The organism is Janthinobacterium sp. HH106, from assembly GCF_001758725.1.
Lineage (GTDB): Bacteria > Pseudomonadota > Gammaproteobacteria > Burkholderiales > Burkholderiaceae_D > Janthinobacterium.
In genome coordinates this window covers 64,107-90,854 of sequence record NZ_LRIC01000030.1, presented here as the reverse complement: position 1 = coordinate 90,854, position 26,748 = coordinate 64,107, and the positions used below count along the sequence as shown (strand labels likewise).

Genomic DNA, 26,748 nt, shown 5'->3' with positions numbered 1-26,748 from the left:
CGTATGCCCTCCGCCCCTCTGCACGTAAAGGCACCACCATGAAATCGTCCCTGATCGCCGTCCTCCTCGCCGCCGGCTTTGCCGCCAGCACCCAAGCCGCCCCCACCGCTGCTGCTCCTGCCGACCTGGACCTGGGCATCACCTATTACAGCCGCGTCCTGACGCCGGAAGGCGTGACGCGCGAAAGCCGCTACGAAGAAAAGATGCTGCGCCGCCCCGGCCACGTGTGGGTCGAGCGCGTGCTGGCGCCGTCGACGGACGCGCATGCGGGCCACAAGCATGGCGACAACACCAAGGTGGCCCTGAAAACGTCGACTGCGGCCACGCAGCATGAACACAAGCACTTCAATCCCGTGCTGATCCCGCGCCACGTGATGCTGGAAAAGAACACCGTGCGCGTGGAATACATCGATGCGCACGACAAGATCGTCGTCTCGATTCCCAAGGCCGAGTACGAAAACGTCAATTTCGACGGTTCCTGGGAAAACAGTTTTTATCTGCTGGACCCGAAACTGGTGGCCGCCATGCCGCTGTCGAAACAGGCATCGAACGTGACGGGGGCGCGCTGGCGCGAAGTGGAAAAGAACGGCGTGTTCCAGCGCATCCTGTGGGATGAACAAAAGCAGATTCCCCTGATCATCGAAAGCGGCGACCGCGCGAATACCTTCTATCGCCGGGTCGACGTCAAGCTGCAGCCGACCGTCAGCAAGGCGCAGCCGTGGGCCAACCTGCAGAATTACGCGCAGCGCGAGTACTCCGACTACCTGGACTAAGCCAGCCTCGGGACATAAAAAAAGCCAGGGAAATCCCTGGCTTTTGCCTGGCTGGCGTCCGATTACTCGGCCGTTGCCGCCTTCTTCGCCGGCGCCTTCTTGGCGGCCGGCTTTTTCACGGCCGTGGCCTTCTTGGCCGGTGCCTTTTTGACGGCTGCCGCTTTCTTGACGGCCGTTTTCTTCGCTGGCGCCGCGCCTTCTTCGCCTTCGACCTCGGCAGCCTTTGTCTTCGCACCCGGCTTGGCCTTGCGCTCTTCAAACTCGAAGCTCACTTTGCCATCCTTGCCCCGCACGAGGAAAGCCTTGAACGGACGGCGCGTGCGCTGCGATACGAAGCCCGGCAGCAAGTCCGTCTTGCCATCGTTGAGCAGTTTTGCCATTTGTTCCGGCAAGATTTCCTGCTGCAAGATGATGCGACCGCTGCGGAAATCGCACGTCTTCGGCTTGGCTACGCTGTGTTCGCACACATAGGCCAGGCCCATTTCGTACACGCCGGCATTGCACTTGGGGCACGGTCCCACGGGCGTCTGGCCCGTGAAATCGACGCCTTCGCCATCTTCGCTCTCGTCGTTCTGGCCGAAATCGAATTCCAGCTTGAAATTCTTGATCTCTTCATCACGCACGATGCGCAGGATGGCGGCGAACGGACGGCCCATCTTCGAGCGGAAGCCTTGCAGCGGGCCGATGGTGCGGTCCTTCAGCAATTGCTCCACTTCGGCGATTTCAAACTGGCGCGAACCCGGCGTCTTGCTCATCGAGAATTCGCACTTGGTGCAGGCGAAACGGCGGTAGTTTTCCTTCACCACGCCGCCGCAATTCGGGCATGGCGTTTCCAGGGTCGCGTAGTCGCCGGGAATCGTGTCGTTGTCGTATTCCTTGGCGCGTTTGACGATGATTTGCGTCATCTGCGCGATTTCGCGCATGAATTCTTCACGCGAAATCTTGCCTTTTTCCATCTGCGACAGCTTGTATTCCCACTCGCCCGTCAGCTCAGGCGCCGTCAATTCATTGACGCCCAGGCCTTTGAGCAAAGTCATCAGCTGCGATGCCTTGGCCGTCGGGATCAGTTCGCGACCTTCGCGGATCAGGTAGCGTTCCGTCAGCAAGCCCTCGATGGTGGCCGCGCGCGTCGCCGGGGTGCCAAGACCCTTGCCGGCCATCGCGTCGCGCAGCTCGTCGTCGTCGATCAGCTTGCCGGCGCCTTCCATGGCCGACAGCAAGGTCGCTTCCGTGAAGCGCGCGGGCGGTTTCGTCACCAGGCCGTTGGCGCTGACGCTTTCCGTCTGCACTTTCTCGCCCTTGGCGACGGGCACCAGGTTGCCGTTGCCATTGCTTTCCTTGTCGGCGTCCGTCGACGCTTCCTTGCCGTAGATGGCCAGCCAGCCCGGATTGGTCATGACCTTGCCTTCAGTCTTGAACTGATGGCCGGACACTTCCGTATAGCGCGTGGTGACCTGGAATTCCGCAGGCGGGAAGAACACGGCCATGAAGCGGCGCGTGACCAGGTCGTACAACTTCTGTTCCGGCTCGGACAAATTCTTTGGCGCGATCGTCGTCGGGATGATCGCGAAGTGATCCGAGATTTTCGTGTTGTCGAAGATGCGCTTGTTCGGCTTGACCCAGCCCTTGTCGATGATCTGCTTGGCGAACTGGTGGTAGTTGCTGTTTTCCTTGACCGTTTCCAGCGCCTGCAGCACGGTCGGCATGTAGTCTTCCGGCAGGTGACGCGAATCGGTACGCGGATACGTCAAGACCTTGTGCTTTTCATACAGCGCCTGTGCCAGGCCCAGGGTATTCTTGGCGGAGAAGCCGAAACGCGAGTTCGCTTCGCGCTGCAGACTGGTCAGGTCGAACAGGCCCGGCGCCATCGAGGTGGTCGGTTTCGATTCTTCCGTGACGATGCCTTGGCGGCCGCGGCAGGCGGTGGCGATCGAGTCGGCAGCCGTCTTGCTCCACAGGCGCTCTGCGCGCTTCTCGGGGTCGTTCTCGTCCTTCTTGAACTTCGTGTCGAGCCAGCGGCCTTCATAGATGCCGGCCGCGCAGACGAATTCGGCGCGCACTTCCCAGAAGTCGCGCGGCACGAATTTCTTGATCTTGTCTTCGCGTTCGACCACGATGGACAGGGTCGGCGTTTGCACGCGGCCCACGGTGGTCAGGTAAAAACCGCCTTCTTTCGAATTAAACGCTGTCATGGCGCGCGTGCCATTGATGCCGATCAACCAATCGGCTTCCGAACGGCAGCGGGCCGCGTCGGCCAGCGGCAGCATTTCTTCGTCGCTGCGCAGGTGCGCAAAACCGTCGCGGATGGCACCCGGCGTCATCGACTGCAGCCACAGGCGCTTGACCGGTTGCTTGGCCTTGGCGTTTTGCGCGATCAGACGGAAAATCAGCTCGCCTTCGCGCCCCGCATCGCATGCGTTGATGAGGGTGGAAACGTCTTTACGTTTGATCAGCTTGTTTAATACTTTGAGGCGCGCTTCCGTCTTCGGGATGGGATTGAGCGCGAAATACGGTGGAATCATCGGCAAGTGCGCGAAACTCCATTTGCCGCGCTTCACGTCGAATTCTTCCGGTACGGCGATCTCCAGCAAGTGGCCGACCGCCGACGACAGGACGTATTCATCCGATTCAAAGTACTCATCGTGCTTGGTGAAGCCGCCAAGCGTCTTCGCGATATCGTTCGCGACAGAAGGCTTCTCGGCGATGATGAGGGTTTTTGTCATATTTTTTGGTCTCGAAAAATGCTCTAGGATAGTTTCAGCATGCGCATCATACAGTGCATTGCCAGGCGCCGACGCTTTTGTCTGCGCAAGGCCTTGTGACTTGTGGTCTTGTCAAGCGGCCAATGATAAGCGCCTATTGAAGAATTCGGCAAGTTATCTGCAAGCAAGAATGCGCAGGCGCAAACACAATGGACTGGCGTGCGCGCCGGTGCTGTGCATCTTAAAGGGGATGGCGCGGCAGCGGCGCCGGGGTGTCAGGCCGACGGCTGGAGGAGCAGCCAGCAAGCGCTGTATTATATTAGTGTAGCAGGCGGGGAGGCAGGTCTTCGTCGTCGACGAATAAATCGTCGAACATCAAGGCGTCCGGTTCCTTGCCCTGGCTCCACAACAGCATCAGCACGATGACTTTCAGCTTGCCCAGCGACACGGGCGCCTCGTCGAGCGCCAGCGCCCGTTCGATGACGATTTCGCGCTGCAGCGGCGACAGCACCTTGGCGCTTTCCAGGAACTGGATGAAGCCGATGGCGGCCGTGCCCAGCACGTCGCTTTCCTGCTGCACGTAGAAGCGCGTGCCCGTGGAACTGGCCGTCAGGGTTTGTTCGGCGCCGGCCATGGCGTTCAAGTCCGTCAGCCACACGAGCGCTTCGGAAATCTCCACGTCGTCGAAACCGACGGCCGACAGTTTGCGCGCCAGGACTGCCGGCTCGGGGCAGGCATCGGGGCGATAGTAAGTCTCGTAGAGGTACACCAGGATATCGAACATGGCTCTACTCTAGCAGCTAAGCTCGCTAAGACACAAGGGTGCGCGCAGACAAAGCGCGCCCGTGCGGCAAGGCCGCCACACAAGTGACAAGCTGTCATTTGCAGCGTTGAAACAGTCCTCCCGGCAAGCGTTCCACCAGGCCCGCCAGCTCCAGCGCCAGCAATTGCCCCATCAGCGCGCCCATGGCCAGGCCGCTGCGCGCGGCCAGGGTATCGGCGTCGTGGGGATCGTGGCCCAGCGCGGCCAGCAGCGGCGGTTCGTCCTCCACCGCGGCCGGCACTCCGGGGACGCCGCCCAGCCACTGCAGCTCTTGCAGCACGTCATCGGCCGATTCGACCAGCTTGGCACCCTGCTTGATGAGTGCATGGCAACCCTTGGCCAAAGTCGCATGGATGGAGCCGGGCAAGGCATACACGTCGCGCCCCTGCTCGCCCGCCAGGCGCGCCGTGATCAGGGAACCCGACTGGGCCGCCGCCTCGATCACCAGCACGCCGCGCGCCAGGCCGCTGATCAGGCGGTTGCGGCGCGGAAAATTCCCCGGCATTGCAGGCAGCCCTAGCGCGTACTCGCTGACGATGCAGCCCTGTTCGGCAATTCTTTGCGCCAGATCAACGTTGCGGCGTGGATACACCAAATCGGCGCCCGTGCCGATCACGGCGACGGTGGCGCCCGCGCCGCGCAAGCCGCCCTCGTGCGCGTGCGTGTCGATGCCGAGCGCCAGCCCTGAAATGATGGTCAAGCCTGCCGCGCTCAGCGCTTGCGCAAAGGCGGCCGCGTTCTGCATGCCTTGCGCGCTGGCATTGCGGCTGCCGATGATGGCCACGCCCGGACGCGACAGCAGTTCCGCCCGTCCCCGCACATATAACAACAGCGGCGGATCGGCGATTTCCAGCAGCAGGGGCGGATACGCGGCATCGGCCAGGGTCAGCACGGTATTGCCGGGCCGCTGCAGCCATTGCAGGGTCAGCGCCAGCTGGCTGTTGGCCACCGGCTTGGGCGGCTGCACGATGGCGCGCGCCACGCTGGCCGGCACCACCTCGCGCAGGATGTCGAACGGCGTGGCAAAGATTTGCGGCGGCAAGCCGAAGCGGGCCAGCAAGGCGCGCGCCGCCACCGGCCCCACACCGGGCAGATGCTGGAGGCGCAGCCAGCCCGCCAGTTCCGTGGCCGTGTCCGCCATCGTTGCAAGTGCATGCATGACAACCTCGTTATGTACTGTGGCATCCCATGCTAGCGCCATGGCGCGCACGCGATACCGACGCGCGCAAGGATGCGTGCAATGACGCCGCAAAACGGCCCGCCGTCCACAGGGCCATGGGCGTCTGTGATAAAATTTCCCTTTGCAGCAAACGAATAGCGCACTGGCAAACGCATCTGCCGCGCCGTTGCGCCACACGCGCCCAACCGTAGCGTACTCAAAAATAAAATAGCCCTGCCATCGTTCGCATGGCCCAGGCATGAATAATCCGGCGCACCGGCGCCCACCTTAACCAGTCGAATCCGTATGTCCATATTAAATATCCTGCGTTACCCCGATCCTCGCCTGCACACGATCGCCAAGCCCGTCACCGAATTTGACGCACGCCTGCAAACCCTGATCGACGACATGGCCGAAACCATGTACGACGCCCCGGGCGTCGGCCTGGCCGCGTCGCAAGTGGACGAGCATATCCAGATGATGGTGATCGACACCACCGAAGAAAAAAACCAGCTGCAAGTATTCATCAACCCGGAAATCACCTGGGCCAGCGAAGAAAAGCAGGTCTACGACGAAGGCTGTCTGTCCGTGCCCGGCGTGTATGACGGCGTCGAGCGTCCGGCCCGCATCAAGGTGCGCGCCCTGGACCGCCACGGCAAGCAGTACGAGCTGGAAGCCGATGGCTTGCTGGCCGTCTGCATCCAGCATGAGATGGATCACTTGCTGGGCAAGGTATTCGTCGAATACCTGTCGCCGCTCAAGCGCAACCGCATCAAGACCAAGATGATCAAGGAAATACGCGGTCTCGAGCGCGAAGCGAGCTTGCGCGCACAGAACCGTCGTTTCTAAGCCGCTGCTGATAGACTAAGCAACAATAGTCGTAACACCACGCCAGCCTGGCGCCTCCGGCCCGGGCCTGCGCACCTCACGTCAAGGAACGCTATGAAAGTGATCTTCGCAGGCACGCCTGAATTCGCCGCCACGGCCCTGAAAGACTTGCACGAAGCGGGATTCGAGATTCCGCTGGTGCTGACCCAGCCCGACCGTCCTGCCGGACGCGGCATGCAGCTGCACGCCTCGGCCGTCAAGCAGTACGCGCAGCAGCACGGCATCGAGGTGCTGCAGCCGCTGTCCTTGCGCATGGACAGCAAGGACCCGCAGCGCGCCGCCGAGGCAAAAGCGGCCCACGAGCGCCTGCTGGCCACCGATTACGATGTGATGGTGGTGGCGGCCTACGGCTTGATCTTGCCGCGCAGTACGCTCGACATCAAACCCTGCATCAATATCCACGGTTCATTGCTGCCGCGCTGGCGCGGCGCCGCGCCGATCCACCGCGCCATCGAGGCCGGCGACGATGAAACGGGCGTGACCATCATGCAGATGGAAGAAGGCCTCGATACGGGCCCCATGCTGGCCATCGAGCGCACGCCCATCGAGGCGGGCGACTCCACCGCCACCCTGCACGACAAATTGGCCACCCTCGGCGGCAAGATGATCGTCGAGACCCTGCGCAAGATGCAACAGCAGCCGCTGGAAGCGGTGCCGCAGCCGGAAGCGGGCGTCACCTATGCGGCAAAGATCGCCAAGGAAGAAGCGGCGCTCGATTTCAGCTTGCCGGCGCTGGAACTGGGCCTGAAAATCCGCGCCTTCAATCCGTTTCCCGGCGCCTGCGGCCAGGTCGATGGCGTCACCATCAAGATCTGGGCCGCCGAGGTACTCGACGCGGACAGCAAGGAAGCGCCGGGCCAGGTGCTGGCGGCCGACGCCCAGCATGGCATCGTCGTGGCCTGCGGCAATGGCTCGCTGCGCCTGACGGAACTGCAAAAACCGGGCGGCAAGCGCCTGCCCGCAGCCGAGTTCATCAAGGGATTCCCCCTCGAAGGCAAGCGTTTCGTTTAATTAAGCCATCGATACCGGCGGCAAGCGCCCATGGACCAGCTGACCGCCCTGCGCGCCTTGCGCCGCGTCGTGGAACTGGGCAGTTTCACGGCCGCCGGCGCCGCGCTCGGCATTTCCCACTCCATCGTGTCGCGCCAGATCCGCCAGCTGGAAAGCCAGCTGGGCGCCCAATTGCTCAACCGCACCACGCGCCGCTTCGCCCTGACGGCTGCCGGCCAGGAATACTATCTGGCCAGCCGCGACATCCTCGACGCCCTCGATGCGGCCGACCGCGCCGTCGCCATGCACCAGGCGCAGCCGTCCGGCAGCCTGCGCATCAATGCGCCGATGGCCTTCGGCACCCTGGAACTGGCCGCCTGGCTGCCCGACTTTACGCGCCACTACCCGCACATCCACATCGATCTCGTCTGCAATGACCGCATCGTCGACCTGATCGACGATGGCTTCGACGTGGCGCTGCGCCTGGCGCGCGGCTTGCCCGACTCCACCCTGGTGGCGCGCCAGCTGGGCAGCAGCCGCACCTTGGCCGTCGCCTCGCCCGCCTACCTGGCCCGCCATGGCCATCCGGCCACGCCGCAAGACCTGGCACAGCACAATTGCCTGATGTACAGCTCCGGCGAGAAGCCGGCCGAGTGGTCGTTCACGGATGCGGGCGGTGCCGTGCACAAGGTAGCCGTGCGCGGCAGCCTGCAAGCCAATACCAGCGTGGCCCTGCGCGAGGCTGCCGTGGGCGGCATGGGCATTGCCGGCGCGGCCGGCTTCATCGTGCGCGACGCGCTGCGCAGCGGCCAGCTGGTGGAAGTCTTGCCCGGCTACACCTTGCGCCCACGCACCTTGTACGCGCTGTATCCGCACAGCCGCCAGCTGTCGCCGAAGGTCAGGGTCTTCGTCGATTTTGCCGTGCAACACTATCAAAATCACCGCTGGGATTGATCAGGCCGGCTGCAGCGCCTTGCGCACGGCGCGGAACTGCTGCGTCAAGCCGCCGTAGCCCCAGGCCGCCTGGCGCGCATCGTGCACGTGGATGTAGCTGACGTCATGCAAGGCGCCGAGATGCTCATGCATGGCGGCGAACACGGCGGCGATATACGCGGCCTTTTCCGCCGCCGTATTCGTTTCATCGCTGATCAGGATATCGAGGAAAAAGCTGGCCTTGCCCTGCACCTGCAGGGATGGCCCGCCGACAAACCAGTGCGCCGCGTCAAGATGGCTGATCGCCACCGACGTCAGTTCGGGCGCCTTGTGCAGCAACTGCGCCGTCAAGGTGCTCAAGGTGGCGGCGATGGCGGCCGACTGGCGCGCATCGGGCGTGGTGGACAAACGCAGGTTCAGAATGGGCATGGGATGCTCCGCAAGTGGATGAAGCCCCATTCTAGGCAGGTGGGAGGTGAAACGGCAGCCCTCGCCAGGTACAGGATCTGTGCATATTCCACACACACAAAAAGGGCTTGCCGCGGCAAGCCCTCGTTGCATCGAGCCCGCTGGCTTAGCGGCGCTGCACCCTCATCAGGCGTGCGCCCACGGACGACGACAGGCTGACCTCGAAACGGCCGCCGGCCGGCAAGGCGCTGACGTCGACGCTGGCTTTGCCACCCGTCAAGTCACTGGCGACCACCGTCTTGCGGCCATCGGCGGCCACGTGCAGCACGGCGGCGTAGGGTTCCGCATCGGCATTCCAGACCAGCGCCAGCTTGCCGCCACTTTGTGTCGCATCGAACGTGGCATCGTTGGCGGCGGCCCTGCTGCGGCGCGCAGAGCGCTCCAGCTTGGCTAGAGCCTTGCCATTTTGCAGCACTTGCACGTCGCTGATGTCGCCCGGGTTGGCGAAGCTGACGCGGAAATGGCTCATGGCGTTGCCGCCATGATCAGCCACGGAAACGCCATCAAAAGGCAAGTCGATAGTCTGTCCCGACGCCGTCAGCACGCGCAGGGTATATGCATGGCCGCTGCCGCCGGCAGCGGGGCCGATGCGCGCAGACGAGGCAACGGCGGGACGCAGCCCCACACCGGCCGGCGTGATGCGGCCGGAAATGGTCAGATAGCCGTTCTCGGCCACGGACATGCTGGCGGCCAGCACATTGCTGCCCGTCACCTGCGTGCTGCGCCTTTCCAGGAATTGCTGTACCCGCACATAGCTGTAGTCGGAGAACCAGGCACCGCTGCAATAGCTCATCACGTCCTTCATCGGCGTAGCGCCATACACGGCCTTGCTCAACTGGCCAATGCTGCCCGCATAGTCGCTGTTGTACAGCGGTTGCGGGCCCAGTTCGCCATTCGGATACGGGTAGTCGGTGGCCGCACTGGCTGGACCGCCGCAGGCGACGTGCTGCAGCGAGTGGTTATGGCCCAGCTCATGCACAAGCGTGGTCAGCCATTCAGGCCAGCTATTGCCAAAGGGATCGACGGAGGCAATGCTGTTGAACCTGGCATCGAGGCCGATGGCCGCCGTGAAGGCATTGCTGCTGCCCGTCGGGTTGATGTAGGCCAGGCCGGCGGTGCGCGTGGAAGACATTCTCGGCACGAAACCATAATAATAGGCGCCGCGGTCTTCCAGCGCGCGCTGGTTTTCCAGCTTGTCCAAGGCATCGCTCCACCAGCTGTCGGCCGTGCTGCTGCCTGGCAGGCTCAGCGCCGTGCGCGTGGTGATGCTGATATTTTCCGCCGCATACGGATACACGCGCGTCAGTGCAGCACGGATCACCTCGGCGTCCGGCAATTGCGCCACACCATCATCGGTGCTCAGTGGTACCAGCACCAGGTGAATTTTCGCTGCGCTGCCCACCACGGGCGCCGCTTCCTGGCTCACTTGCACGCCGTCATTGCCCACTGCCGTCACGCGCACGCGCACGCCGGGCAAGATCCAGCCAGCTGGCAGGACGGCGCTGAAATTGCCGTTGAAACTGTAATCGCTTTTCACCGTCGGCAAGACCGATGGGCCGCTCATGGTGATGCTGCCCAGGTTGCCGCCATTGGCGGCCGTCGCATTCAAGATCACGGTCGGGCTGGTCTGGCCTGTTTGCGTGGCCAGCACGGAGACGCGCACGGCGGCCGGCTTGCCGCGCGTCAAACGCAAGGCGGCATCGCTGGAATTCAAGTTCAGTACCTGCGCGAAATCAATGCTGCCCAAGGTAAAGGCCGACACCGTGCCCGCATTCACGGCGATGCGCGAAGCGGCCGACAGCATCACGTTGCCCGTTGCCGACGCTGGCGCAGACAGCAGCAGCTGGCTGCTACTGGCGCTGACGATGACGGCTGGCGTACTGCCCACCGTTGCCGAGCTGACCTGGTCCAGATTGCTGCCCTGCAGCGTCACCGACAAGGTCGCGCCGTTGACGGCCGACGTGATCGACGTCACTGCCACGCTGGCCAGGACCGTGTACGTGTCGCTGCTAATCACATCGTTGTACGGACCGCGCACCGTCAGCGCGCCTGTCGCTGCGCCCGCAGGCACCACTACCGTCACGCTGCCGGCTGTCTGGCTTTGCGGCGTTGCCGCCGCGCCACTGCCGAACTGCACCGCCGTCACGGCGCCCATGCCGCCGCCCGCGATCGTCACGCTGGAACCGACGCCGCCCGTCGCTGGCGCGATGCTGCTCACGCTCAGCGGCAAGTACACATTGACGTTATAACTGGTGGTCGCCGTGCCGCTGGCGCTGACGAGGCTCAAGGCGCCCGTCACAGGGGTGCCCGGCATGGCCAGGGTCACGCTGGTGTCGCTGCTGGCACTGGCGGCAACGTTCACGCCGCCTACCTGGAAAGCCGTCACGCGGCTCAGATTCGTGCCCGTCACCACCAGCCTGCCGCCCACGGCGACATTCGCCGCCGAGACGGCCGTTACGGCAGGAACCACGGCAGGATTGCCCGACGTGGTCGCCACCGCCGTGTCACCACCGCCGCCACCGCCGCAAGCGGACAGGCCCAGCACAAGAAACAATGCAACAAGCAGATGGTTTTTCATGGATGGCAACCATGTTGGTGCAGCGCGATGCCGGGGAGGACACGAGAGAAATGTGACATATTGGTGACTTTTGGTGAGAATGTGATTTCTAAGAACCCATATTATCGGTTAATTCGATTCCCAAAGACAACTATTAATGCTTTTGATTCAATTGGTTTTGATAATAATAAAGTATTCGTCTGGAAATATTTATCTAAGAATTATTCGCCCCCACCTACATGGCCTTGAATCAAAATTATTTTCCTTTGCAGCTATTGCCATACAATCCATTAAAACAGGCTGCTATGGCGCCAATAATGTGGAAATTTTTCCACAGCCTGGAGGACATATCTTCCTGGCAATTTTGGCGGAAGAATTAACACTTTGAGTAAGATTTTCAGGAATGTCATTTCAGAATCAGGCGCGGCGCAAGCCGATCTGTTGCAAGCAAGCCTGCCGCGAGGCGAACGGCCGCTTTTGCTTAAAACCAAAGCAGCCTGATGCCGTATAATTTTAGACCCGGTGATTCAGGCGATTGCCACCTTCTGCCTGCCCTACCCGGCGGGCACACTCCGTCAGCTGATCCTGCTGGCCCGCAACCGCCTCGTACTGTCTTGTCGCCGCGCCGCCGCCCGTTTGCCTATTGAAAGCATGAAATGAACGATACCGTGATCCCCGCCATGTCCCCGACCGAAGCCACCTTGCGCGCCATCCTGGCGCAGCGGATCATGATCCTCGACGGCGCCATGGGCACGATCATCCAGCAGTACAAGCTCGACGAAGAAGCGTACCGTGGCGGTCCCGCCGGCCGCTTCATCGATTTCGCCGCGCCGGCCGACAGCGGCGCGCGCGAACTGTTCGTCAAGGGCAACAATGAGCTGCTGACCCTCACGCAGCCGCACATCATCCAGGAAATCCACGAGCGCTACCTGGCGGCGGGCGCCGACCTGATCGAAACGAATACCTTCGGCGCCACGACGATCGCGCAAGACGATTACCACATGGCCCACCTGGCCTATGAAATGAACGTCCAGGCGGCGAAACTGGCGCGTGCCGCCTGCGACAAGTATTCCACCCCGGACAAGCCGCGCTTCGTCGCGGGCGCCCTGGGACCGACGCCAAAGACGGCATCGATCTCGCCCGACGTCAACGACCCGGCCGCGCGCAACGTCAGTTTCGACCAGCTGGTGGCCGCCTACCTGCAGCAGACGCAGGGCCTGGTGGAAGGGGGCGCCGACGTGCTGCTGGTGGAAACCATTTTCGATACCTTGAACTGCAAGGCGGCCCTGTTCGCCATCGACCTGTTCTACGAACAGAATCCGACCGTCGTGCGCCTGCCCTTGATGATTTCGGGCACCGTCACGGACGCCTCGGGCCGCATTTTGTCGGGCCAGACCGTACCCGCCTTCTGGAATTCCGTGCGCCACGCGAAACCGCTGACCATCGGCCTGAACTGCGCGCTGGGCGCCGCCCTGATGCGCCCGTATGCGGAAGAACTGGCCAAGATCGCCGACACGTTTGTTTGCATCTACCCGAACGCGGGCTTGCCCAATCCCATGAGCGACACAGGCTTCGACGAGTTGCCAGCCGACACATCCGCCCTGCTGCGCGAATTTGCCGACGCGGGCTTTTTGAACATGGCGGGCGGCTGCTGCGGCACCACGCCCGAGCACATCGCCGCCATCGGCGAGTTGCTGTCGAAAAATACACCGCGCACCGTGCCGGCCCCGTCGCACGACTTGCGCCTGGCGGGCCTGGAACCGTTCGTCGTCAATGACGAGTCGCTGTTCGTCAACGTGGGCGAGCGCACCAACGTCACGGGTTCCAAGGCGTTCGCGCGCATGATTCTCAACGAGCAATACGACGAAGCCTTGTCCGTGGCGCGCCAGCAGGTGGAAAACGGCGCGCAAGTGATCGACATCAATATGGATGAGGCGATGCTCGATTCGCTGGCCGCCATGACGCGTTTCCTGAACCTGATCGCCTCGGAACCCGATATTTCGCGTGTGCCCATCATGGTCGACTCGTCGAAATGGTCGGTCATCGAAGCGGGCCTCAAATGCGTGCAGGGCAAGGCCATCGTCAACTCGATTTCCATGAAAGAAGGCGAGGAAGAATTCCTGCGCCAGGCGAAACTGTGCCGCCGCTACGGCGCGGCCGTCATCGTCATGGCTTTCGATGAAAAAGGGCAAGCCGACACCTTCGAGCGCAAGATCGAGATTTGTTCGCGCGCCTATCATTTGCTGATCGATGCGCTGGACTTCCCGCCGGAAGACATCATTTTCGACCCGAACATCTTTGCCGTGGCCACCGGCATCGAAGAGCACAACAACTACGCCGTCGATTTCATCAACGCTACGCGCTGGATCAAGGAAAACTTGCCGTACGCGAAGATCTCGGGCGGCGTGTCGAACGTGTCCTTCAGTTTCCGCGGCAACGATCCCGCCCGCGAAGCCATCCATACCGTCTTCCTGTACCACGCCATCAAGGCCGGCATGACCATGGGCATCGTCAACGCCGGCATGGTGGGCGTGTACGACAACCTGGACCCGGAATTGCGCGAGCGCGTGGAAGACGTGGTGCTGAACCGCCGCGAAGACTCGACCGAGCGCATGATCGAATTTGCCGGCACCCTGAAGGCGGGCGGCAAGGCCGAAGCGCAAACCCTGGCCTGGCGCGAAGGCACGGTACAGGAACGCCTGTCGCACGCGCTCGTGCATGGCATCACGCAATTCATCGTGGAAGACACGGAAGAGGCGCGCCAGGAACTGCTGCACAATGGCGGGCGCCCCATCCACGTGATCGAGGGACCGCTGATGGCCGGCATGGACGTGGTAGGCGACCTGTTTGGCCAAGGCAAGATGTTCCTGCCGCAAGTGGTGAAATCGGCGCGCGTGATGAAGCAGGCCGTGGCCCATCTGATTCCATTTATCGAGGAAGAAAAGCTGCTCGAAGAGCAGCGCACGGGCATCGTCGCCAAGCCGAAGGGCAAGATCATCATGGCGACCGTGAAAGGCGACGTGCATGACATCGGCAAGAATATCGTCACGGTAGTCTTGCAATGCAATAACTTCGAAGTGGTCAACATGGGCGTGATGGTGCCGTGCTCGGAAATCCTGGCCCGCGCCAAGGTGGAAAACGCCGACATCATCGGTCTGTCGGGCCTGATCACGCCGTCGCTGGAAGAAATGGCGTATGTCGCCAAGGAAATGCAGCGCGACGAACACTTCCGCATGCTCAAGATTCCCCTCTTGATCGGCGGCGCCACCACCAGTCGCGCCCACACGGCCGTGAAAATCGCGCACAACTACGAAGGCCCCGTGATCTACGTGCCGGACGCTTCGCGTTCCGTGTCCGTGGCGCAATCGCTGCTGACGCCGGAACAGCGCGACAAATACGTGGAAGACATCGAACTCGACTATGCGCGCATCCGCGAGCAGCACGCCAACAAGAAGGCCCTGCCCATCCTGCCGCTGGCGCAGGCGCGCGCCAACAAGATGGTCGTGCCGTTCGACGGCGCCTGCACGCCCGTAAAGCCGAAGTTCATCGGCCGCCGCGTGTTTAAAAATGTCGACCTGGCCACCCTGGCCAACTACATCGACTGGGGCCCATTCTTCCAGACCTGGGACCTGGCCGGCCCCTTCCCCGCCATCTTGACGGATGAAGTGGTGGGCGACGCGGCCACCAAGGTGTACGCAGAAGGCCAGGCCTTGCTGAAAAAACTCATCGACGGACGCTGGCTGACGGCCAACGGCGTCGTGTCCTTGCTGCCAGCAAACAGCGTCAATGACGACGATATCGAGGTGTACACCGATGATACGCGCAGTACGGTGGCGTTCACGTATTACGGCATGCGCCAGCAAGGCGTCAAACCCGTGGTCGACGGCGTGCAGCGTCCGAACCAGTGCCTGGCCGACTTCATTGCGCCGAAGGCGTCTGGCGTGAAGGATTACATCGGCATGTTTGCCGTCACGTCCGGCCTGGGCATCGAAAAGTATGAAAAGCGCTTCGAGGATGCGCACGACGATTACTCGTCCATCATGCTCAAATCCCTGGCGGACCGCCTGGCCGAGGCGTTTGCCGAGTACCTGCACGAACGCGTGCGCAAGGATTTGTGGGGCTACGTGCCCGATGAACACTTGGGCAACGACGACATGATCGCCGAGAAATACGTGGGCATCCGCCCGGCGCCCGGCTACCCTGCCTGCCCCGAGCACACGGTCAAGAAAGAGATGTTCGAGGTCATGCAGGCCGAGGAAATCGGCATGCAGCTGACGGAATCGTATGCCATGTTCCCAGGCGCGGCCGTCTCCGGCTTCTATTTCGCCCATCCGGAGTCGAAATACTTCGTCGTCGGCAAGATCGGCATGGACCAGGTGGAAGACATGGCCAAGCGCCGTGGCGCCAAGATCGAGGACGTGGAACGCTGGCTGGCGCCCAACTTGTCGTAAGCACCATCGCCTTGCGCTGCGGCGCGCGGAACTTTTCGCGCGCCGCAGCGCACTAACGCAGTATGCCGGCCGGCATGCTGCATGCCCGCTCCGGCCCGTTCCCCAACCGGCAAGGAGGTAATATGGCAACCAACTTCAAACTGAAACGCTGGCAGGACCAAGTGATCCTGTTGCTGGGCCTGTGGCTGCTCGTCTCGCCCTGGGCCTTTTCCTATCCCGAAGGCTCGCCGCAGATGATCAACGCCTTTGTCTCGGGCCTGGTCATCGCCGTGCTGGCCGCCTTCGATCTGTACAAGACCTATTTCTGGGCCGTCGTCGTCAACCTGCTGGTGGGCGTCTGGGTCGCCGCCTCGCCGTGGGTGCTGCGGCTGGCAGATCAGCGCGTCGTCATGTGGAACGAGCTGATCGTCGGTATCGCCGTCGCCGTGCTGGCCCTGTGGGAGCTGCGCACCGACCCCGAACTGCACAAGCACTGGCCCGGCGCTGCCGCGTAGCGCAGCTACCGGCGTAAAAAAACCCTGCCACGGCATGCCGTGCAGGGTTTTTTAAAAGTGGAAATCCGGGACGTTACAGCGGGTAGGTCGGATTAGCGCTTGCGCGTAATCCGACAACACCGGTCAGTGCCAACAATGTTGTGTCGGATTACGGCCCTTTGGGCCTCGGCGGCCCCACCTAATCCAACTTACAGCGCATAACGCACTACGTTATCGCTCCATTCATAGGCCGCCATTTCCAGTTCCACCAGGTCGTCCGGCGACATGGCCAGGTCGCGCAAGGTCGGCACGATCTCGCCTTCCATGTCTTCGATGCGTTCGATGCATTCGGCCAGGCGCAGCAGGTCGCCGTAGAAGCCTTCGCGCGACAGCAGCGCTTCGGCCACTTCGTCGATCACTTCGATCTGGCTGAGGATTTCCGACATCGGCACGCCGAACAGGGTATCCATCAGCGACATGATGCCGACCGTAAAGGCGATATCGGCCGAATGGGCATGGTTCGGGCGCAGTTTATGCGCGAGCAATTCGAGCAAACGGCCGCGCGTGGTCGCCAGCATCAGCAGCGGCGTCATACTATGGCCACGCTTGCTTGGCTCCGCGTACAGCATGATTTGCAGCCAGCGCTGCAGCTGGCGGCGGCCCAGCACGGTCACGGCCTGGCTCAGCGAATCGATGCGCTGGCGCGCACCCACGGCCGGCGTATTGACCAGGCGCAACAGGTTCAGGGCCAGCGACACGTCGCGCTTGATGGCGCGCTCGATGTCCATGTTGTCGGCATCGGAGGTCACCAGTGTCATCAGTTCCATGACGGCCAGTTGCGATGGCGACAGCTTCTTGCCCGTCATGATGGCGGGCTTGGCAAAGTAATAACCCTGGAAATAATCGAAGCCCAGGTCCAGGCCCGACTTGAATTCTTCGCGCGTCTCGACCTTCTCCGCCACCAGTTTCTTGTTTTCCTGCTTGAAACGGGGCGCCAGCGCTGCCAGCACTTTCGGGTCGACCGTGCTCATGTCCATCTTGACGTATTGCACCAACGGCAACAGTTCCTGCACTTGCGCCGTATCGGAGACGACGTTTTCCAGCGCGAAAGTAAAGCCGTGGCCCACCAGTTCGCTGATGCGCGCGCGCACTTCCGGCGTGACGGGCATCGATTCGACGATTTCCAGCACGACTTTTTCGCGCGGCAGGAAAACGAAGATGTCGCTCATGATCACGTCGGCGTCGACGTTGACGAAACCGAGCGCGTCACCGATGACTTTTTCCATGCCCAGCTGGGAAGCGTGGGCGATCACGGAGGCCGTGGCGGACAGGTCGCTGGTAATGTTGGCGGGACCGACCGGAGCGTTGCGAAATAGCAACTCATAGCCGAACAGGGCCTGGTTGCGGTCGAGGATAGGTTGTCGCCCCAGATAGAACTCGCGCACGCGCAAGGGTTTCGGGGTGATGTCGTTGCTGGAAATATCGATCATTAACTCTTCATCAATCACGTCGAGTGACACCGGCCGCGCGGCGCCCGCATCAAGGTTCACTATTGACAATACTTTAGCTGAATTTCGCCCGCGCTGTGGGTATTTTGGCAGTAATCAAGGCTATTGTCGTCAAAAATCAGGCCACTGGCGTGTCTTGCACCATCCCATCGACAAATAATTTCAATTCGCCGGGCGCAAACGCCGTCCATTGTTCATTCGTCGTCAGCGGCTGGGTAACGATCACGGCCACTCTGTCCTGGGGCGTCGTCACCTGGGAAAAGTCCACGCTCAGGTCTTCATCGGAGAGTTTAGCAGTTGGAAACGGATGTTGTCGCACCAGATAGTGCAAACTGGTCGAGCAATGGGCAAACAACGCCTCGCCGCTCGACAGCATCATGTTGAACGTGCCGTGGGCAGCGATGCCTGGCAACAGCTCCGCCAGCGCGGCATGCAGTTGCGGCAAGGCCGGCGGGGCGTCGCCGAAGCGCGCGTGCAGCTCCTGCAGCAGGTAGCAGAAAGCCAGTTCGCTGTCCGTGCAGCCGACGGGGCGGTAGCTACCCGTCAGCACGGGGTTGAACTCCTTCAAATCGCCATTGTGGGCAAAGACCCAGTAGCGGCCCCACAGTTCGCGCACGAACGGGTGGCAGTTTTCCAGCGCCACCTGGCCTTGCGTGGCCTTGCGGATGTGCGCGATGACATTGCGCGACTTGATGGGGTAGCGCTTGATCAGTTCGGCCACGGGCGAGGCGATGGCTGCCTGGTGATCGACGAAATGGCGCACGCCGGCGCCCTCGAAAAAGGCGATGCCCCAGCCGTCATGGTGGGTATCGGTATGGCCGCCGCGCATGGCGAAGCCGGTAAAACTAAAGACAATATCCGTGGGGACATTGCAATTCATTCCGAGAAGTTGGCACATGGTCTGTTTGCAGCGGGATAACATGCCCACCATACCACGCCGCCTTGCGGATTGGTATGGTGGCGATGGCCATCAGACAGCCAGAATCAGTGCAACAGGACCGGCTGGCTCATGAGGGAATCATAGCTGCCCAAAAATTCATCGATCTCTTCCATGCTCGGTTCGCTGGCGATCAATTCCGTGACGTCGCGGCGGAAGTTTTGCGCGAGGACTCCCGCGATGAAAGTCTCGCGTTTGCCGCCCTTGTCGACGATTTCATAGCCGCCGAAGCGCAGGGCTTCCAGGTCGCCATCGACGCCGAATTCCACGACGCTGTATTGTTCGCTGTTATAGATCAGGTTCATTTTGCATCCTTCGCTCAAGCAAGAGAAACTCTTGCGGTTTCAGGACAGAGGTGGGGTCCCCACGCCGCCATTTCAAGCGGCCGGGCCACCCTGCGGGCTACAGAGTTGTAACGAGATGCAAACTGCGACTGCGGTAATACCGTCAGAAAGCCGCGTTCAGGAAACAAGCAGGTCCGGTTCCAGCACCAGCAGGACATCGTAGGGACTGGCCGTCAGCCAGGTGCGCAGCTGTTCGATATGCGAGGCGTCGGCCAGGCTGATGAACAGGCGCGCGGGTGGATGGCGCAGCAGACGATTTAATGTTACACGCAATACGAGATTGCCGCTGCAGCACAGGCAGCCGGGCGCAATACGCAACAGTTGCAGTGGAAACGATGGAGAAGGAGAAATTTGTTCGGCCAGGTCGGCCAGGATGGCGTTGCCGTCAGCGAGACCCTCGAGGATCACGGCGGCCGGCTGGTCAGGCTGCAAGGCTTGCGCGATGGCCGCCTCGCGCCCGGCCGCGCAAGCACCGCTGACCAGGGTCAGCGGCGTCGGACGCCGTACGGCTGACGTCACAGGCCTTTCTTGGCCAGCTTGCCCGGTTCGACGCCCAGCTGTTTCAGTTTGCGGTACAAATGGGTGCGTTCGAGGCCCGTTTTTTCTGCCACGCGGGTCATGCTGCCGCCTTCGCGGCCCAGGTGGTGTTCGAAATACATGCGCTCGAACGCATCGCGCGCCTCGCGCAGCGGCAAGTCGAACGACAGGTTGTAGCCATGGCCTTCGGCCACCGCCGGTACGGCGATGCCTGGACGCACCATCAGCTGTTGCGGCGCGCTGCCGCCAAAGCTGGGCACGGAATGGCTGCTTTCCTCGGTCACCACGGGTGCCGCGGGACGCGGCGCCACGCTCGGCGCGCGCACGGTTTCCTGTGCCCGCGTCAAGCCTTGCTGGACCGCTTTCAGCAGTTTTTGCAAGGCAATCGGTTTTTCCAGGAAATTCATGGCGCCGATGCGCGTCGCCTCGACCGCCGTATCGATGGTGGCGTGGCCCGACATCATGATCACCGGCATGGTCAGCAAGCCATCGCGCTGCCACTCCTTGAGCAAGGTGACGCCATCGGTGTCGGGCATCCAGATATCCAGCAATACCAGATCCGGCGCACCGGCGGCACGCGCTTCGCGCGCCTGCTGCGCATTTTCGGCCAGCTGGATAGCATGTCCTTCGTCGCCCAGAATTTCCGAGAGCAACTCACGGATACCCATTTCATCATCCACTACGAGTATGTTTGCCATTCGTGTCTTGCCTTCCTCATTTCGCCGGCCGTCGCGCACAAGATGTACACGGCGGACAACTATGATTTTATTAGTGTTTTAAATACTAAACCAGACCCTCACGCCAGGAATTCCTGGGCAGGAGTGTCGGGAGCTAACTTTAACAGCAAAATGACCACCGAAGCGCCATTGCCGTCGACCCGGTTCTCGATATCGATGCGTCCGCCGTGTTCATCGATAATTTTCTTGACCATCGCCAGGCCCAATCCCGTGCCGCGGGCTTTCGAGGTCACATACGGCTCGAAGGCGCGCGCCAAGATTTTTGGCGCAAAACCAGGACCATTGTCGGTGATGGCCAGCCGCACGGCGATATTCACGCCGCCGTCCGCACTGCGATAATGAATTGCTTCCGTCCTTACGTCAATCCGCGGATGCGGCGAATCCGGCGGCAGGTCGGCCATGGCGTCCTGCGCGTTCTGCAGCAGGTTATGGATCACCTGGCGCAACTGGGTCGGATCGCCCATCACCATCGGCAGATTCGGCGCCAGCAGCGGGTGGATGATGTCGCCATCGTCGCCGCGCAGGTACAGGTTCAGGATCTCTTCGATCAGCTCGTTCAGGCGCAGGGGCACGAGCACGGCCGGCGGCGTGCGCGCATAGTCGCGGAAGTCGTCGACCATGCGCTTCATCGCATCGACCTGCTTGACGATGGTGGTGGTGGCGCGGCTGAGCAGGTCTGCATCGGGCTGCTCCAGCTTGCCTTCGAGCTTCATCTGCAGGCGTTCGGCCGACAGCTGGATCGGCGTGAGCGGATTCTTGATTTCATGCGCCAGGCGGCGCGCCACCTCGCCCCAGGCGATCGAGCGCTGCGCGGAAATGACGTCGGAAATATCATCGAACACGACGATGTAGCCGCTGCCCGACTCCAGCGGCAGGCGCGAGCCGCGCGCCAGCAAGGTGATGTCATGCTCGTCGGCACTGCTGCCCAGACGGCGCGGAATCTCGATCTGGCGCTGCCAATGCAGGCGCTGCTGGTTGCGGCCCGACGCCGATTGCGCGCTTTGCGCCGTGAAGGCGCTGATGATGGCGCCGCCAAATTCTTCCATTCCAGCAATCTGCGCCAGCGGCTGGCCCACCATGCTCATCCCGGAATGCTGGAGGATGCGCTCGACCGATTCATTGCAGGTCACCAGTTTAAAGTCGCCATCGAGCACCATCACGCCGGCCGACATATTCGCCAGTACCGATTCCAGGTGGGCCTTGGCGTTTTGCAGCGCGGCGCGGTTGCTTTCCACGGCCGTGCGCGCATCGAGCAGCTGGCGCGTCATGATGTTGAACGATTGCGTCAAGGTACCCAGTTCATCCTTGGTGGCGACGATGGGGCGCGGCGACAGGTCGCCCTCGGCCACGGCGCGCGTGCCCTCGGCCAGCAGCAGCAGGGGCTGGGCCAGGTTGCCCGCGATCAGGAAAGCACTGCCGATGGCGCCAAAGATAGCCAGCAGCAAAGTCAAGGTGAGGATTTCCATGTACATCTTGCGCAGTCCCACGCGCGCGACGAAACGTTCCTTGTACTCGCTGTAGGCGGCGCGCAGCACCTCGCCATTCGTCGCCAGCTTGGGCGGCACCGATTGCAGCAGTTGCAGGTAGCGGGGCGAGACGGACGGTCCCGGCACGGCCACCAGCACGCGCAGGCGCAGGCTGGCCGCCGTTTCCAGCGACGCCGGCAAGCCCGAGCGGAAACCGCCGCCGCCCGACTCCGTGCCGTCGTCGTGCAATTCCAGTCCCCCTTCGGCGGAGGCATAGCCGGCCGGCAAGGCTGCCTGCACCAGCATGGCCGGCGTCGGCAAGTCGGCCGCGCTGTGCGGCCCGGCGCTGGCCAGCAGCACGCCGTCGCCGCTGACGAGCATGGCATTTTGCATGCCCTCTTCGCGCAGCAGGCTGGTCAGCACGGCCGGGCCGGCCACCGGGTCGGCGCCCATTTCTTCGACGGCCTTGTGGCCCCGGTGGTCGAGCTCGACCAGGGCCGCATCGAGGCCGGCACGGCCCAGCTCAATCCCCGATTCCAGCGCCGCTTCGATCTTGACGTTGAACCAGGATTCGATCGAGTGGGAGACAAATTGCACAGAGACAAGGAAAATCACCAGGCCCGGCAGGATGCCGACGGCGGCGAACAGCATCACCAGGCGCGTCATCAGCTTGGAGCCGAACTTGCCGCTCTTGTAGCGCGCGTACAGGCGCCCCAGGGAAATGCCCACCAGCGCCAGCAGGGACACGGCCACGGCCGCGTTCAGGCCCAGCAGCCAGGTGTAGTAACGGTCGAAAAAGCCGGAATTATCGGAAGCCGATGCCAGCAGGAACAGCAGGATACTGACTATGCCGCCGCCCACCACCAGCAGATAGCGCAATGCTTGACTCACTACTCCGCCGTATACAAGAAGGTTTTTTTATTCGAAGCCAGGCGCCAGTCGCTGTTATTGAAGGCATTGACCTGTATCGGCTTGGGCAGGTAATCGCGGTCCATGCCCATGCGCAAGGTGACGTTATACGTCTGCCCCACTTTCAGCTCGCCGCGCCGCGCCACCAGCCAGCGGCTGGGACGGCGGATCAGGAACAGCGCATCGTCGAGCGTGGGAAAGCTTTGCTGCAAGCCGCCGCCCGACACATGGTACTGGCGTGTGAGCACGTTGTACGACAGCTTGCTGGTCTGGCGCGCCACGATGGCTTTTTCATCGAACCAGTACCAGCGGGGCCGGGTCAGTTCGATTTCCGTCGTGAAATACAGCGGCACGCCATGCTGCACGGCATCGTCGAGGTCATGATTGAGCTCGAAGGAATACGTGGCGGCCAGCTTGTAGCCCTCTTCGCTGGCCTCGATGTAGGCACGGGTGATCTCGACCATATCGGCGGCATGCGCGCGTGGCATGGTACATGCCAGCATCAGCAGCAGGGCCAGGAGTCGGAAGAGTCGTGTTGTCACAAGTGTGCCGGTAGTGTCCGTGAGAAAAGGTTCGACGAATCGCTCAAGCCGCATTTTTTTGGAATAGCGCATAGAACAAACCGTCGTGGTCCTGCTCCGCGCTGCCAGTCGGCAACAGCTGGCCAGGCGCTGTCAATCGGGTCGCATTATTGCGCACCGCAAATGCCGCCGCCTGTGCCTCGGACTCTTGCGGCCACAACGAACATGTCACGAACAGCAATTTACCATCGGGGCGCAGCATCTGCCACAGGTTGTCCAGAATTTTGGATGAAAGTGTTGCAAGTTGGAACGCGTCGCCCTTGCGGCGCAACCAGCGGATATCGGGATGGCGGCGCACGATGCCCGAGGCCGTGCACGGCACATCGGCCAGGATGCGGTCGTACTGCTGGCCGTCCCACCATGCGCTCGATTGCGCGTCCTGCGCCTTCAAGGTCGCGTCCAGGCCCAGGCGCTCGAGGTTTTCCGCGATGCGCGGCAGGCGCTTGGCGTCCGCATCGATGGCCGTCACGTGCACGTCGGCCAGTTCCAGGATATGGCACGTCTTGCCGCCCGGCGCCGCACAGGCATCGAGCACGCGCATGCCGTCCTGCAAATCCAGCAGCGGCGCGGCCAGTTGCGCGCCAGCATCCTGCACGGAGACGACACCTTGCTCGAAGCCGGGGATCAGCGCCACGCCGATCGGCTTGTCCAGTCGCACGGCGAACGGTCCCACCTGGCGCGCGGCGATACCCGCTTCCTGCAACACGGCCAGGTAGGCTTCGACCGTGCTCTTGCGGCGGTTCACGCGCAAGGTCAATGGCGGCACGGCATTGCCGGCCGTCAAAATGGCTTGCCAGTCGCGCGGGTAAGCCAGGCGCAGCGAATCGATCCACCACTGCGGATAATTCCATTGCGCCAAAGGTTGCTGCAAGGCCGCTTCCAGCAAGGACTTGCGCTCGCGCAAGAAGCGGCGCAAGACGGCGTTGACCATGCCCTTGGCGTGCGCCAGGTCAGGGTGCGAGGTGGCCACCGTGACAGCCTGGTCGACCACCGTGAATTCTTCGTACGGCTGCTCGCCCGGCTCGGCCGACATCAAGGACAGCGCGCAGCACAGCAGGGCTGCGAGCATCGGCGGCTCCGGCGCCTTCGACGTCATCAGTCCGACCAGCGTTTCGCTGCGGCCCAGCTGACGCATGGTGCGGTAGGAAATATCCTGGATGGCGCCGCGCGCCTGCGGGCTGGCGTTCGATTGCGCAAACACCTTGGCCAGCGCCTGCGGCAGGGCCGTGCCCGTGCGCACTTGCGCCACGGCATTGGCCGCGCCCAGCAGGCAAAACGCCAGCGAGTCGGCGCGCAAATCGGGTTGGAAGCCTGGCTGCAAGACCGGTTTCAGGTCGGGATGGTAGCTGGGACGCAATTTCGGTGCGGCAGGCGCCTGGCCTGGCGCCGGCTTGGTTTTCAATTTCAGCGTGGGGCGCTTGTTCATAGTTATCCGGTGTGGCTGCGCGCGGCGGGCTGCATGGAGGCAAAGTCGCGGCCGCGCGTCATCAATAAAGGGTCGATTGTAGCGTTTGTGGCGTCCTCTGACCCAAGCGATTGCAGCGATACATGTAAATTGCGGCAAAAAACTGCATATATACAAGCAGAATGCGCCATGCTGATGTTTTCGCGCACCAACATGGGCATGCTGTCCTGATAATATCGTGAAACGCGCCAGCACGGGGACACTGCCGGCTAGCGTATTGTTCCCGGCAGCAAACCAGTATAATTAACGCAGTCTGGGCGGCGATGTCATGGCCGTCCGTTTTGCTTTTCGATTCATTCTATTCATTCTTAACGCGGTTCCACCGCCATCCTGCTCATGCTCGCCCAACAGAAACAAGAAATCATCGCCCTGTTCCAGGCCGCCCTCGCTCCCGTCCTGGCCGGCACTTCGCTTGAGCCTACCGTGGTGCTCGAGCGACCACGCGATGCATCGCATGGCGACGTCGCCTGCAATATCGCCATGCAACTGGCCAAGCAGCTGAAACAGAACCCGCGCGAACTGGCGCAAACCATCGTGACGGCCGTGCTGGCCAACCCGGCCGGCAAGGGCCTGGTCGAAGCAGTGGAAATCGCCGGTCCCGGCTTCATCAACGTGCGCGTCTCCGCCGCCGCCAAGCAGGCCGTCATCAAGACCATCCTGGGCGAAAGCGATCGCTATGGCCGCAGCACGGCAGGCGCCGGCAAGCAAGTCATCCTGGAATTCGTCTCGGCCAACCCGACCGGTCCGCTGCACGTGGGCCATGGCCGCCAGGCGGCCCTGGGCGACGCCCTGTCCTCGCTGTTCGACGCGCAAGGCTACCAGGTGACGCGCGAGTTCTATTACAACGACGCGGGCGTGCAGATCCAGACCCTGGCCAACTCCGTGCAGGCGCGCGCGCGCGGCTTCAAGCCCGGCGACGCCGAATGGCCCGAGTCCGCCTACAACGGCGACTACATCGCCGACATCGCCAGCGACTTCAAGGCCGGCAAGACGGTTGCGGCCAGCGACGGCTTGCCAGCGACGGCCAACGGCAATGTGGAAGACATCGATTCGATCCGCCCGTTCGCCGTCACCTACCTGCGCAACGAGCAGGACATCGACTTGCAGGCGTTTGGCGTGAAGTTCGACAATTACTACCTGGAATCGTCGCTGTACGCGGACGGCAAGGTCAACAGCGCGGTGGAAACCTTGATCAAGGCGGGCCACACCTACGAGCAGGATGGCGCGCTGTGGCTGCGCACGACCGACTTCGGCGATGACAAGGACAGAGTCATGCGCAAGACGGACGGCACCTACACGTATTTCGTGCCCGACGTCGCGTATCACCTGGTGAAATGGCAGCGCGGCTTCGTGCAGGCCATCAATATCCAGGGCAGCGACCACCACGGCACCATCGCGCGCGTGCGCGCCGGCCTGCAGGCCGTCGACATGGGCATCCCGCAAGGCTACCCCGACTACGTGCTGCACAAGATGGTCACCGTCATGAAGGACGGCGAAGAAGTCAAGATTTCGAAACGCGCCGGCTCCTACGTGACCGTGCGCGACCTGATCGAATGGTCGGGCGGCGGCGACATCGCCAAGGGCCGCGACGCCGTGCGCTTCTTCCTGATCTCGCGCAAGGCCGACACGGAATTCGTCTTCGACGTCGACGTGGCGCTGAAAACCACCGATGAAAACCCCGTGTATTACGTGCAGTACGCGCATGCGCGCATCTGCCGCATCCTGGAAAACTGGGGCGGCGATGAAAACACTATCGCCGGGGTCGACCTGTCCGCCCTGACGGCACCGACCGAAGCGACCCTGCTGGCAACCCTGGCCGCCTACCCGGAAATGCTGGCGCGCGCGCAAGCGGAACTGGGACCGCACCAGGTCGCCTTCTACCTGCGCGAGCTGGCCGCCAACCTGCACAGCTTCTACTTTGCCGAAAAAGTGCTGGTCGAGGACGACGCCGTCAAGATGGCCCGCCTGGCCCTCGTCGTCGCCGCGCGCCAGGTGCTGCGCAACGGCCTGGCACTGATCGGCGTGTCCGCGCCAAACAAAATGTAAT

The 26,748-nt window shown here is 62.3% G+C and carries 21 protein-coding genes; 8 read left to right on the top strand and 13 right to left on the bottom strand.

The genetic code is table 11. The features are described 5' to 3' along the window. Positions 1-38: 38 nt before the first annotated feature. Positions 39-773, top strand: coding sequence for a hypothetical protein (locus JAB8_RS13395; RefSeq protein ID WP_070289984.1), 735 nt, complete (start codon positions 39-41; stop codon positions 771-773). Between the two features lie 62 nt (positions 774-835). On the opposite strand, the gene JAB8_RS13390 is transcribed toward JAB8_RS13395, so the two are convergent. From JAB8_RS13390 to dprA, 3 genes are all read right to left on the bottom strand, one after another. Further along, complete coding sequence (locus JAB8_RS13390) at positions 836-3,496, bottom strand: DNA topoisomerase III (RefSeq protein WP_070222736.1); 2,661 nt, start codon at positions 3,494-3,496, stop codon at positions 836-838. A gap of 298 nt (positions 3,497-3,794) precedes the next feature. Beyond that, complete coding sequence (locus tag JAB8_RS13385) at positions 3,795-4,259, bottom strand: DUF494 domain-containing protein (protein ID WP_070222738.1); 465 nt, start codon at positions 4,257-4,259, stop codon at positions 3,795-3,797. Between the two features lie 94 nt (positions 4,260-4,353). Continuing rightward, positions 4,354-5,457: a DNA-processing protein DprA gene (gene dprA / locus JAB8_RS13380; protein WP_070222740.1), complete on the bottom strand. Its 1,104-nt coding sequence runs from the start codon at positions 5,455-5,457 to the stop codon at positions 4,354-4,356. Positions 5,458-5,763: 306 nt separating this feature from the next. On the opposite strand from dprA, the gene def reads away from it, so the two are divergent. The 3 genes from def to JAB8_RS13365 all read left to right on the top strand — a co-directional run bounded on the left by def (position 5,764) and on the right by JAB8_RS13365 (position 8,289). Next, positions 5,764-6,306: a peptide deformylase gene (gene def, locus JAB8_RS13375; RefSeq protein WP_034749294.1), complete on the top strand. Its 543-nt coding sequence runs from the start codon at positions 5,764-5,766 to the stop codon at positions 6,304-6,306. Between the two features lie 93 nt (positions 6,307-6,399). Next, entirely contained in the window at positions 6,400-7,356 is a 957-nt protein-coding gene (fmt, locus tag JAB8_RS13370) for a methionyl-tRNA formyltransferase (RefSeq protein WP_070289982.1), read from the top strand. A gap of 30 nt (positions 7,357-7,386) precedes the next feature. Then, complete coding sequence (locus tag JAB8_RS13365) at positions 7,387-8,289, top strand: LysR family transcriptional regulator (protein WP_070289980.1); 903 nt, start codon at positions 7,387-7,389, stop codon at positions 8,287-8,289. Here the strand turns inward: JAB8_RS13365 and JAB8_RS13360 are convergent, their stop codons facing one another. After that, complete coding sequence (locus tag JAB8_RS13360; RefSeq protein WP_070289978.1) at positions 8,290-8,697, bottom strand: 4-oxalocrotonate tautomerase family protein; 408 nt, start codon at positions 8,695-8,697, stop codon at positions 8,290-8,292. Between the two features lie 145 nt (positions 8,698-8,842). Continuing rightward, a complete protein-coding gene (locus tag JAB8_RS13355) occupies positions 8,843-11,314 on the bottom strand; it encodes an IPT/TIG domain-containing protein (RefSeq protein WP_139143044.1) in 2,472 nt (823 codons plus the stop codon). A gap of 136 nt (positions 11,315-11,450) precedes the next feature. Here JAB8_RS13355 and JAB8_RS29090 point away from each other — a divergent pair, with 136 nt between their 5' ends. From JAB8_RS29090 to JAB8_RS13345, 3 genes are all read left to right on the top strand, one after another. After that, entirely contained in the window at positions 11,451-11,681 is a 231-nt protein-coding gene (locus JAB8_RS29090; protein WP_139143043.1) for a hypothetical protein, read from the top strand. 268 nt (positions 11,682-11,949) lie between these two features. Further along, positions 11,950-15,744, top strand: coding sequence for a methionine synthase (gene metH / locus JAB8_RS13350; protein WP_175445195.1), 3,795 nt, complete (start codon positions 11,950-11,952; stop codon positions 15,742-15,744). A 122-nt stretch (positions 15,745-15,866) separates the two neighbouring features. Continuing rightward, positions 15,867-16,238, top strand: coding sequence for an SPW repeat protein (locus JAB8_RS13345; protein WP_083287233.1), 372 nt, complete (start codon positions 15,867-15,869; stop codon positions 16,236-16,238). Between the two features lie 188 nt (positions 16,239-16,426). Here JAB8_RS13345 and JAB8_RS13340 read toward each other — a convergent pair whose 3' ends face one another. The 8 genes from JAB8_RS13340 to rsmB form a co-directional block, all read right to left on the bottom strand. Further along, positions 16,427-17,707 carry an EAL domain-containing protein gene (locus JAB8_RS13340; protein ID WP_035824533.1) on the bottom strand — a complete coding sequence of 427 codons (1,281 nt, stop codon included), beginning with the start codon at positions 17,705-17,707 and terminating at the stop codon, positions 16,427-16,429. Positions 17,708-17,843: 136 nt separating this feature from the next. Beyond that, complete coding sequence (locus JAB8_RS13335; protein ID WP_071650236.1) at positions 17,844-18,623, bottom strand: class II glutamine amidotransferase; 780 nt, start codon at positions 18,621-18,623, stop codon at positions 17,844-17,846. A gap of 86 nt (positions 18,624-18,709) precedes the next feature. Continuing rightward, positions 18,710-18,967 (bottom strand): DUF3567 domain-containing protein, encoded by a 258-nt coding sequence (locus JAB8_RS13330; protein WP_070222752.1) that lies wholly within the window; start codon positions 18,965-18,967, stop codon positions 18,710-18,712. Positions 18,968-19,123: 156 nt separating this feature from the next. Then, complete coding sequence (locus JAB8_RS13325) at positions 19,124-19,525, bottom strand: GTPase (protein WP_070289974.1); 402 nt, start codon at positions 19,523-19,525, stop codon at positions 19,124-19,126. Continuing rightward, positions 19,522-20,241, bottom strand: coding sequence for a response regulator (locus JAB8_RS13320; RefSeq protein WP_070289972.1), 720 nt, complete (start codon positions 20,239-20,241; stop codon positions 19,522-19,524). Before JAB8_RS13320 ends, JAB8_RS13325 begins: the two co-directional genes overlap by 4 nt. Positions 20,242-20,339: 98 nt before the next feature. Next, a complete protein-coding gene (locus JAB8_RS13315) occupies positions 20,340-22,637 on the bottom strand; it encodes an ATP-binding protein (protein ID WP_070222758.1) in 2,298 nt (765 codons plus the stop codon). Further along, entirely contained in the window at positions 22,637-23,143 is a 507-nt protein-coding gene (locus tag JAB8_RS13310; protein ID WP_226939765.1) for a DUF4390 domain-containing protein, read from the bottom strand. The genes JAB8_RS13315 and JAB8_RS13310 overlap by 1 nt, the downstream gene beginning before the upstream one ends. Positions 23,144-23,240: 97 nt before the next feature. Beyond that, positions 23,241-24,662 carry a 16S rRNA (cytosine(967)-C(5))-methyltransferase RsmB gene (gene rsmB, locus JAB8_RS13305; RefSeq protein ID WP_070289970.1) on the bottom strand — a complete coding sequence of 474 codons (1,422 nt, stop codon included), beginning with the start codon at positions 24,660-24,662 and terminating at the stop codon, positions 23,241-23,243. A 375-nt stretch (positions 24,663-25,037) separates the two neighbouring features. Between rsmB and argS the strand changes: the two genes are divergently transcribed. After that, positions 25,038-26,747: an arginine--tRNA ligase gene (gene argS, locus JAB8_RS13300; RefSeq protein WP_070289968.1), complete on the top strand. Its 1,710-nt coding sequence runs from the start codon at positions 25,038-25,040 to the stop codon at positions 26,745-26,747. The last annotated feature ends 1 nt before the right edge of the window (position 26,748 follow it).

What these genes read in the sequence shown, in the direction of transcription:
- JAB8_RS13395 (WP_070289984.1), top strand. Translation starts at nt 39, where the DNA reads ATGAAATCGTCCCTGATCGCCGTCCTCCTCGCCGCCGGCTTTGCCGCC.
- JAB8_RS13390 (WP_070222736.1), bottom strand. Translation starts at nt 3,496, where the DNA reads ATGACAAAAACCCTCATCATCGCCGAGAAGCCTTCTGTCGCGAACGAT.
- JAB8_RS13385 (WP_070222738.1), bottom strand. Translation starts at nt 4,259, where the DNA reads ATGTTCGATATCCTGGTGTACCTCTACGAGACTTACTATCGCCCCGAT.
- dprA (WP_070222740.1), bottom strand. Translation starts at nt 5,457, where the DNA reads ATGCATGCACTTGCAACGATGGCGGACACGGCCACGGAACTGGCGGGC.
- def (WP_034749294.1), top strand. Translation starts at nt 5,764, where the DNA reads ATGTCCATATTAAATATCCTGCGTTACCCCGATCCTCGCCTGCACACG.
- fmt (WP_070289982.1), top strand. Translation starts at nt 6,400, where the DNA reads ATGAAAGTGATCTTCGCAGGCACGCCTGAATTCGCCGCCACGGCCCTG.
- JAB8_RS13365 (WP_070289980.1), top strand. Translation starts at nt 7,387, where the DNA reads ATGGACCAGCTGACCGCCCTGCGCGCCTTGCGCCGCGTCGTGGAACTG.
- JAB8_RS13360 (WP_070289978.1), bottom strand. Translation starts at nt 8,697, where the DNA reads ATGCCCATTCTGAACCTGCGTTTGTCCACCACGCCCGATGCGCGCCAG.
- JAB8_RS13355 (WP_139143044.1), bottom strand. Translation starts at nt 11,314, where the DNA reads ATGAAAAACCATCTGCTTGTTGCATTGTTTCTTGTGCTGGGCCTGTCC.
- JAB8_RS29090 (WP_139143043.1), top strand. Translation starts at nt 11,451, where the DNA reads ATGCTTTTGATTCAATTGGTTTTGATAATAATAAAGTATTCGTCTGGA.
- metH (WP_175445195.1), top strand. Translation starts at nt 11,950, where the DNA reads ATGAACGATACCGTGATCCCCGCCATGTCCCCGACCGAAGCCACCTTG.
- JAB8_RS13345 (WP_083287233.1), top strand. Translation starts at nt 15,867, where the DNA reads ATGGCAACCAACTTCAAACTGAAACGCTGGCAGGACCAAGTGATCCTG.
- JAB8_RS13340 (WP_035824533.1), bottom strand. Translation starts at nt 17,707, where the DNA reads ATGATCGATATTTCCAGCAACGACATCACCCCGAAACCCTTGCGCGTG.
- JAB8_RS13335 (WP_071650236.1), bottom strand. Translation starts at nt 18,623, where the DNA reads ATGTGCCAACTTCTCGGAATGAATTGCAATGTCCCCACGGATATTGTC.
- JAB8_RS13330 (WP_070222752.1), bottom strand. Translation starts at nt 18,967, where the DNA reads ATGAACCTGATCTATAACAGCGAACAATACAGCGTCGTGGAATTCGGC.
- JAB8_RS13320 (WP_070289972.1), bottom strand. Translation starts at nt 20,241, where the DNA reads ATGGCAAACATACTCGTAGTGGATGATGAAATGGGTATCCGTGAGTTG.
- JAB8_RS13310 (WP_226939765.1), bottom strand. Translation starts at nt 23,143, where the DNA reads ATGCCACGCGCGCATGCCGCCGATATGGTCGAGATCACCCGTGCCTAC.
- rsmB (WP_070289970.1), bottom strand. Translation starts at nt 24,662, where the DNA reads ATGAACAAGCGCCCCACGCTGAAATTGAAAACCAAGCCGGCGCCAGGC.
- argS (WP_070289968.1), top strand. Translation starts at nt 25,038, where the DNA reads ATGCTCGCCCAACAGAAACAAGAAATCATCGCCCTGTTCCAGGCCGCC.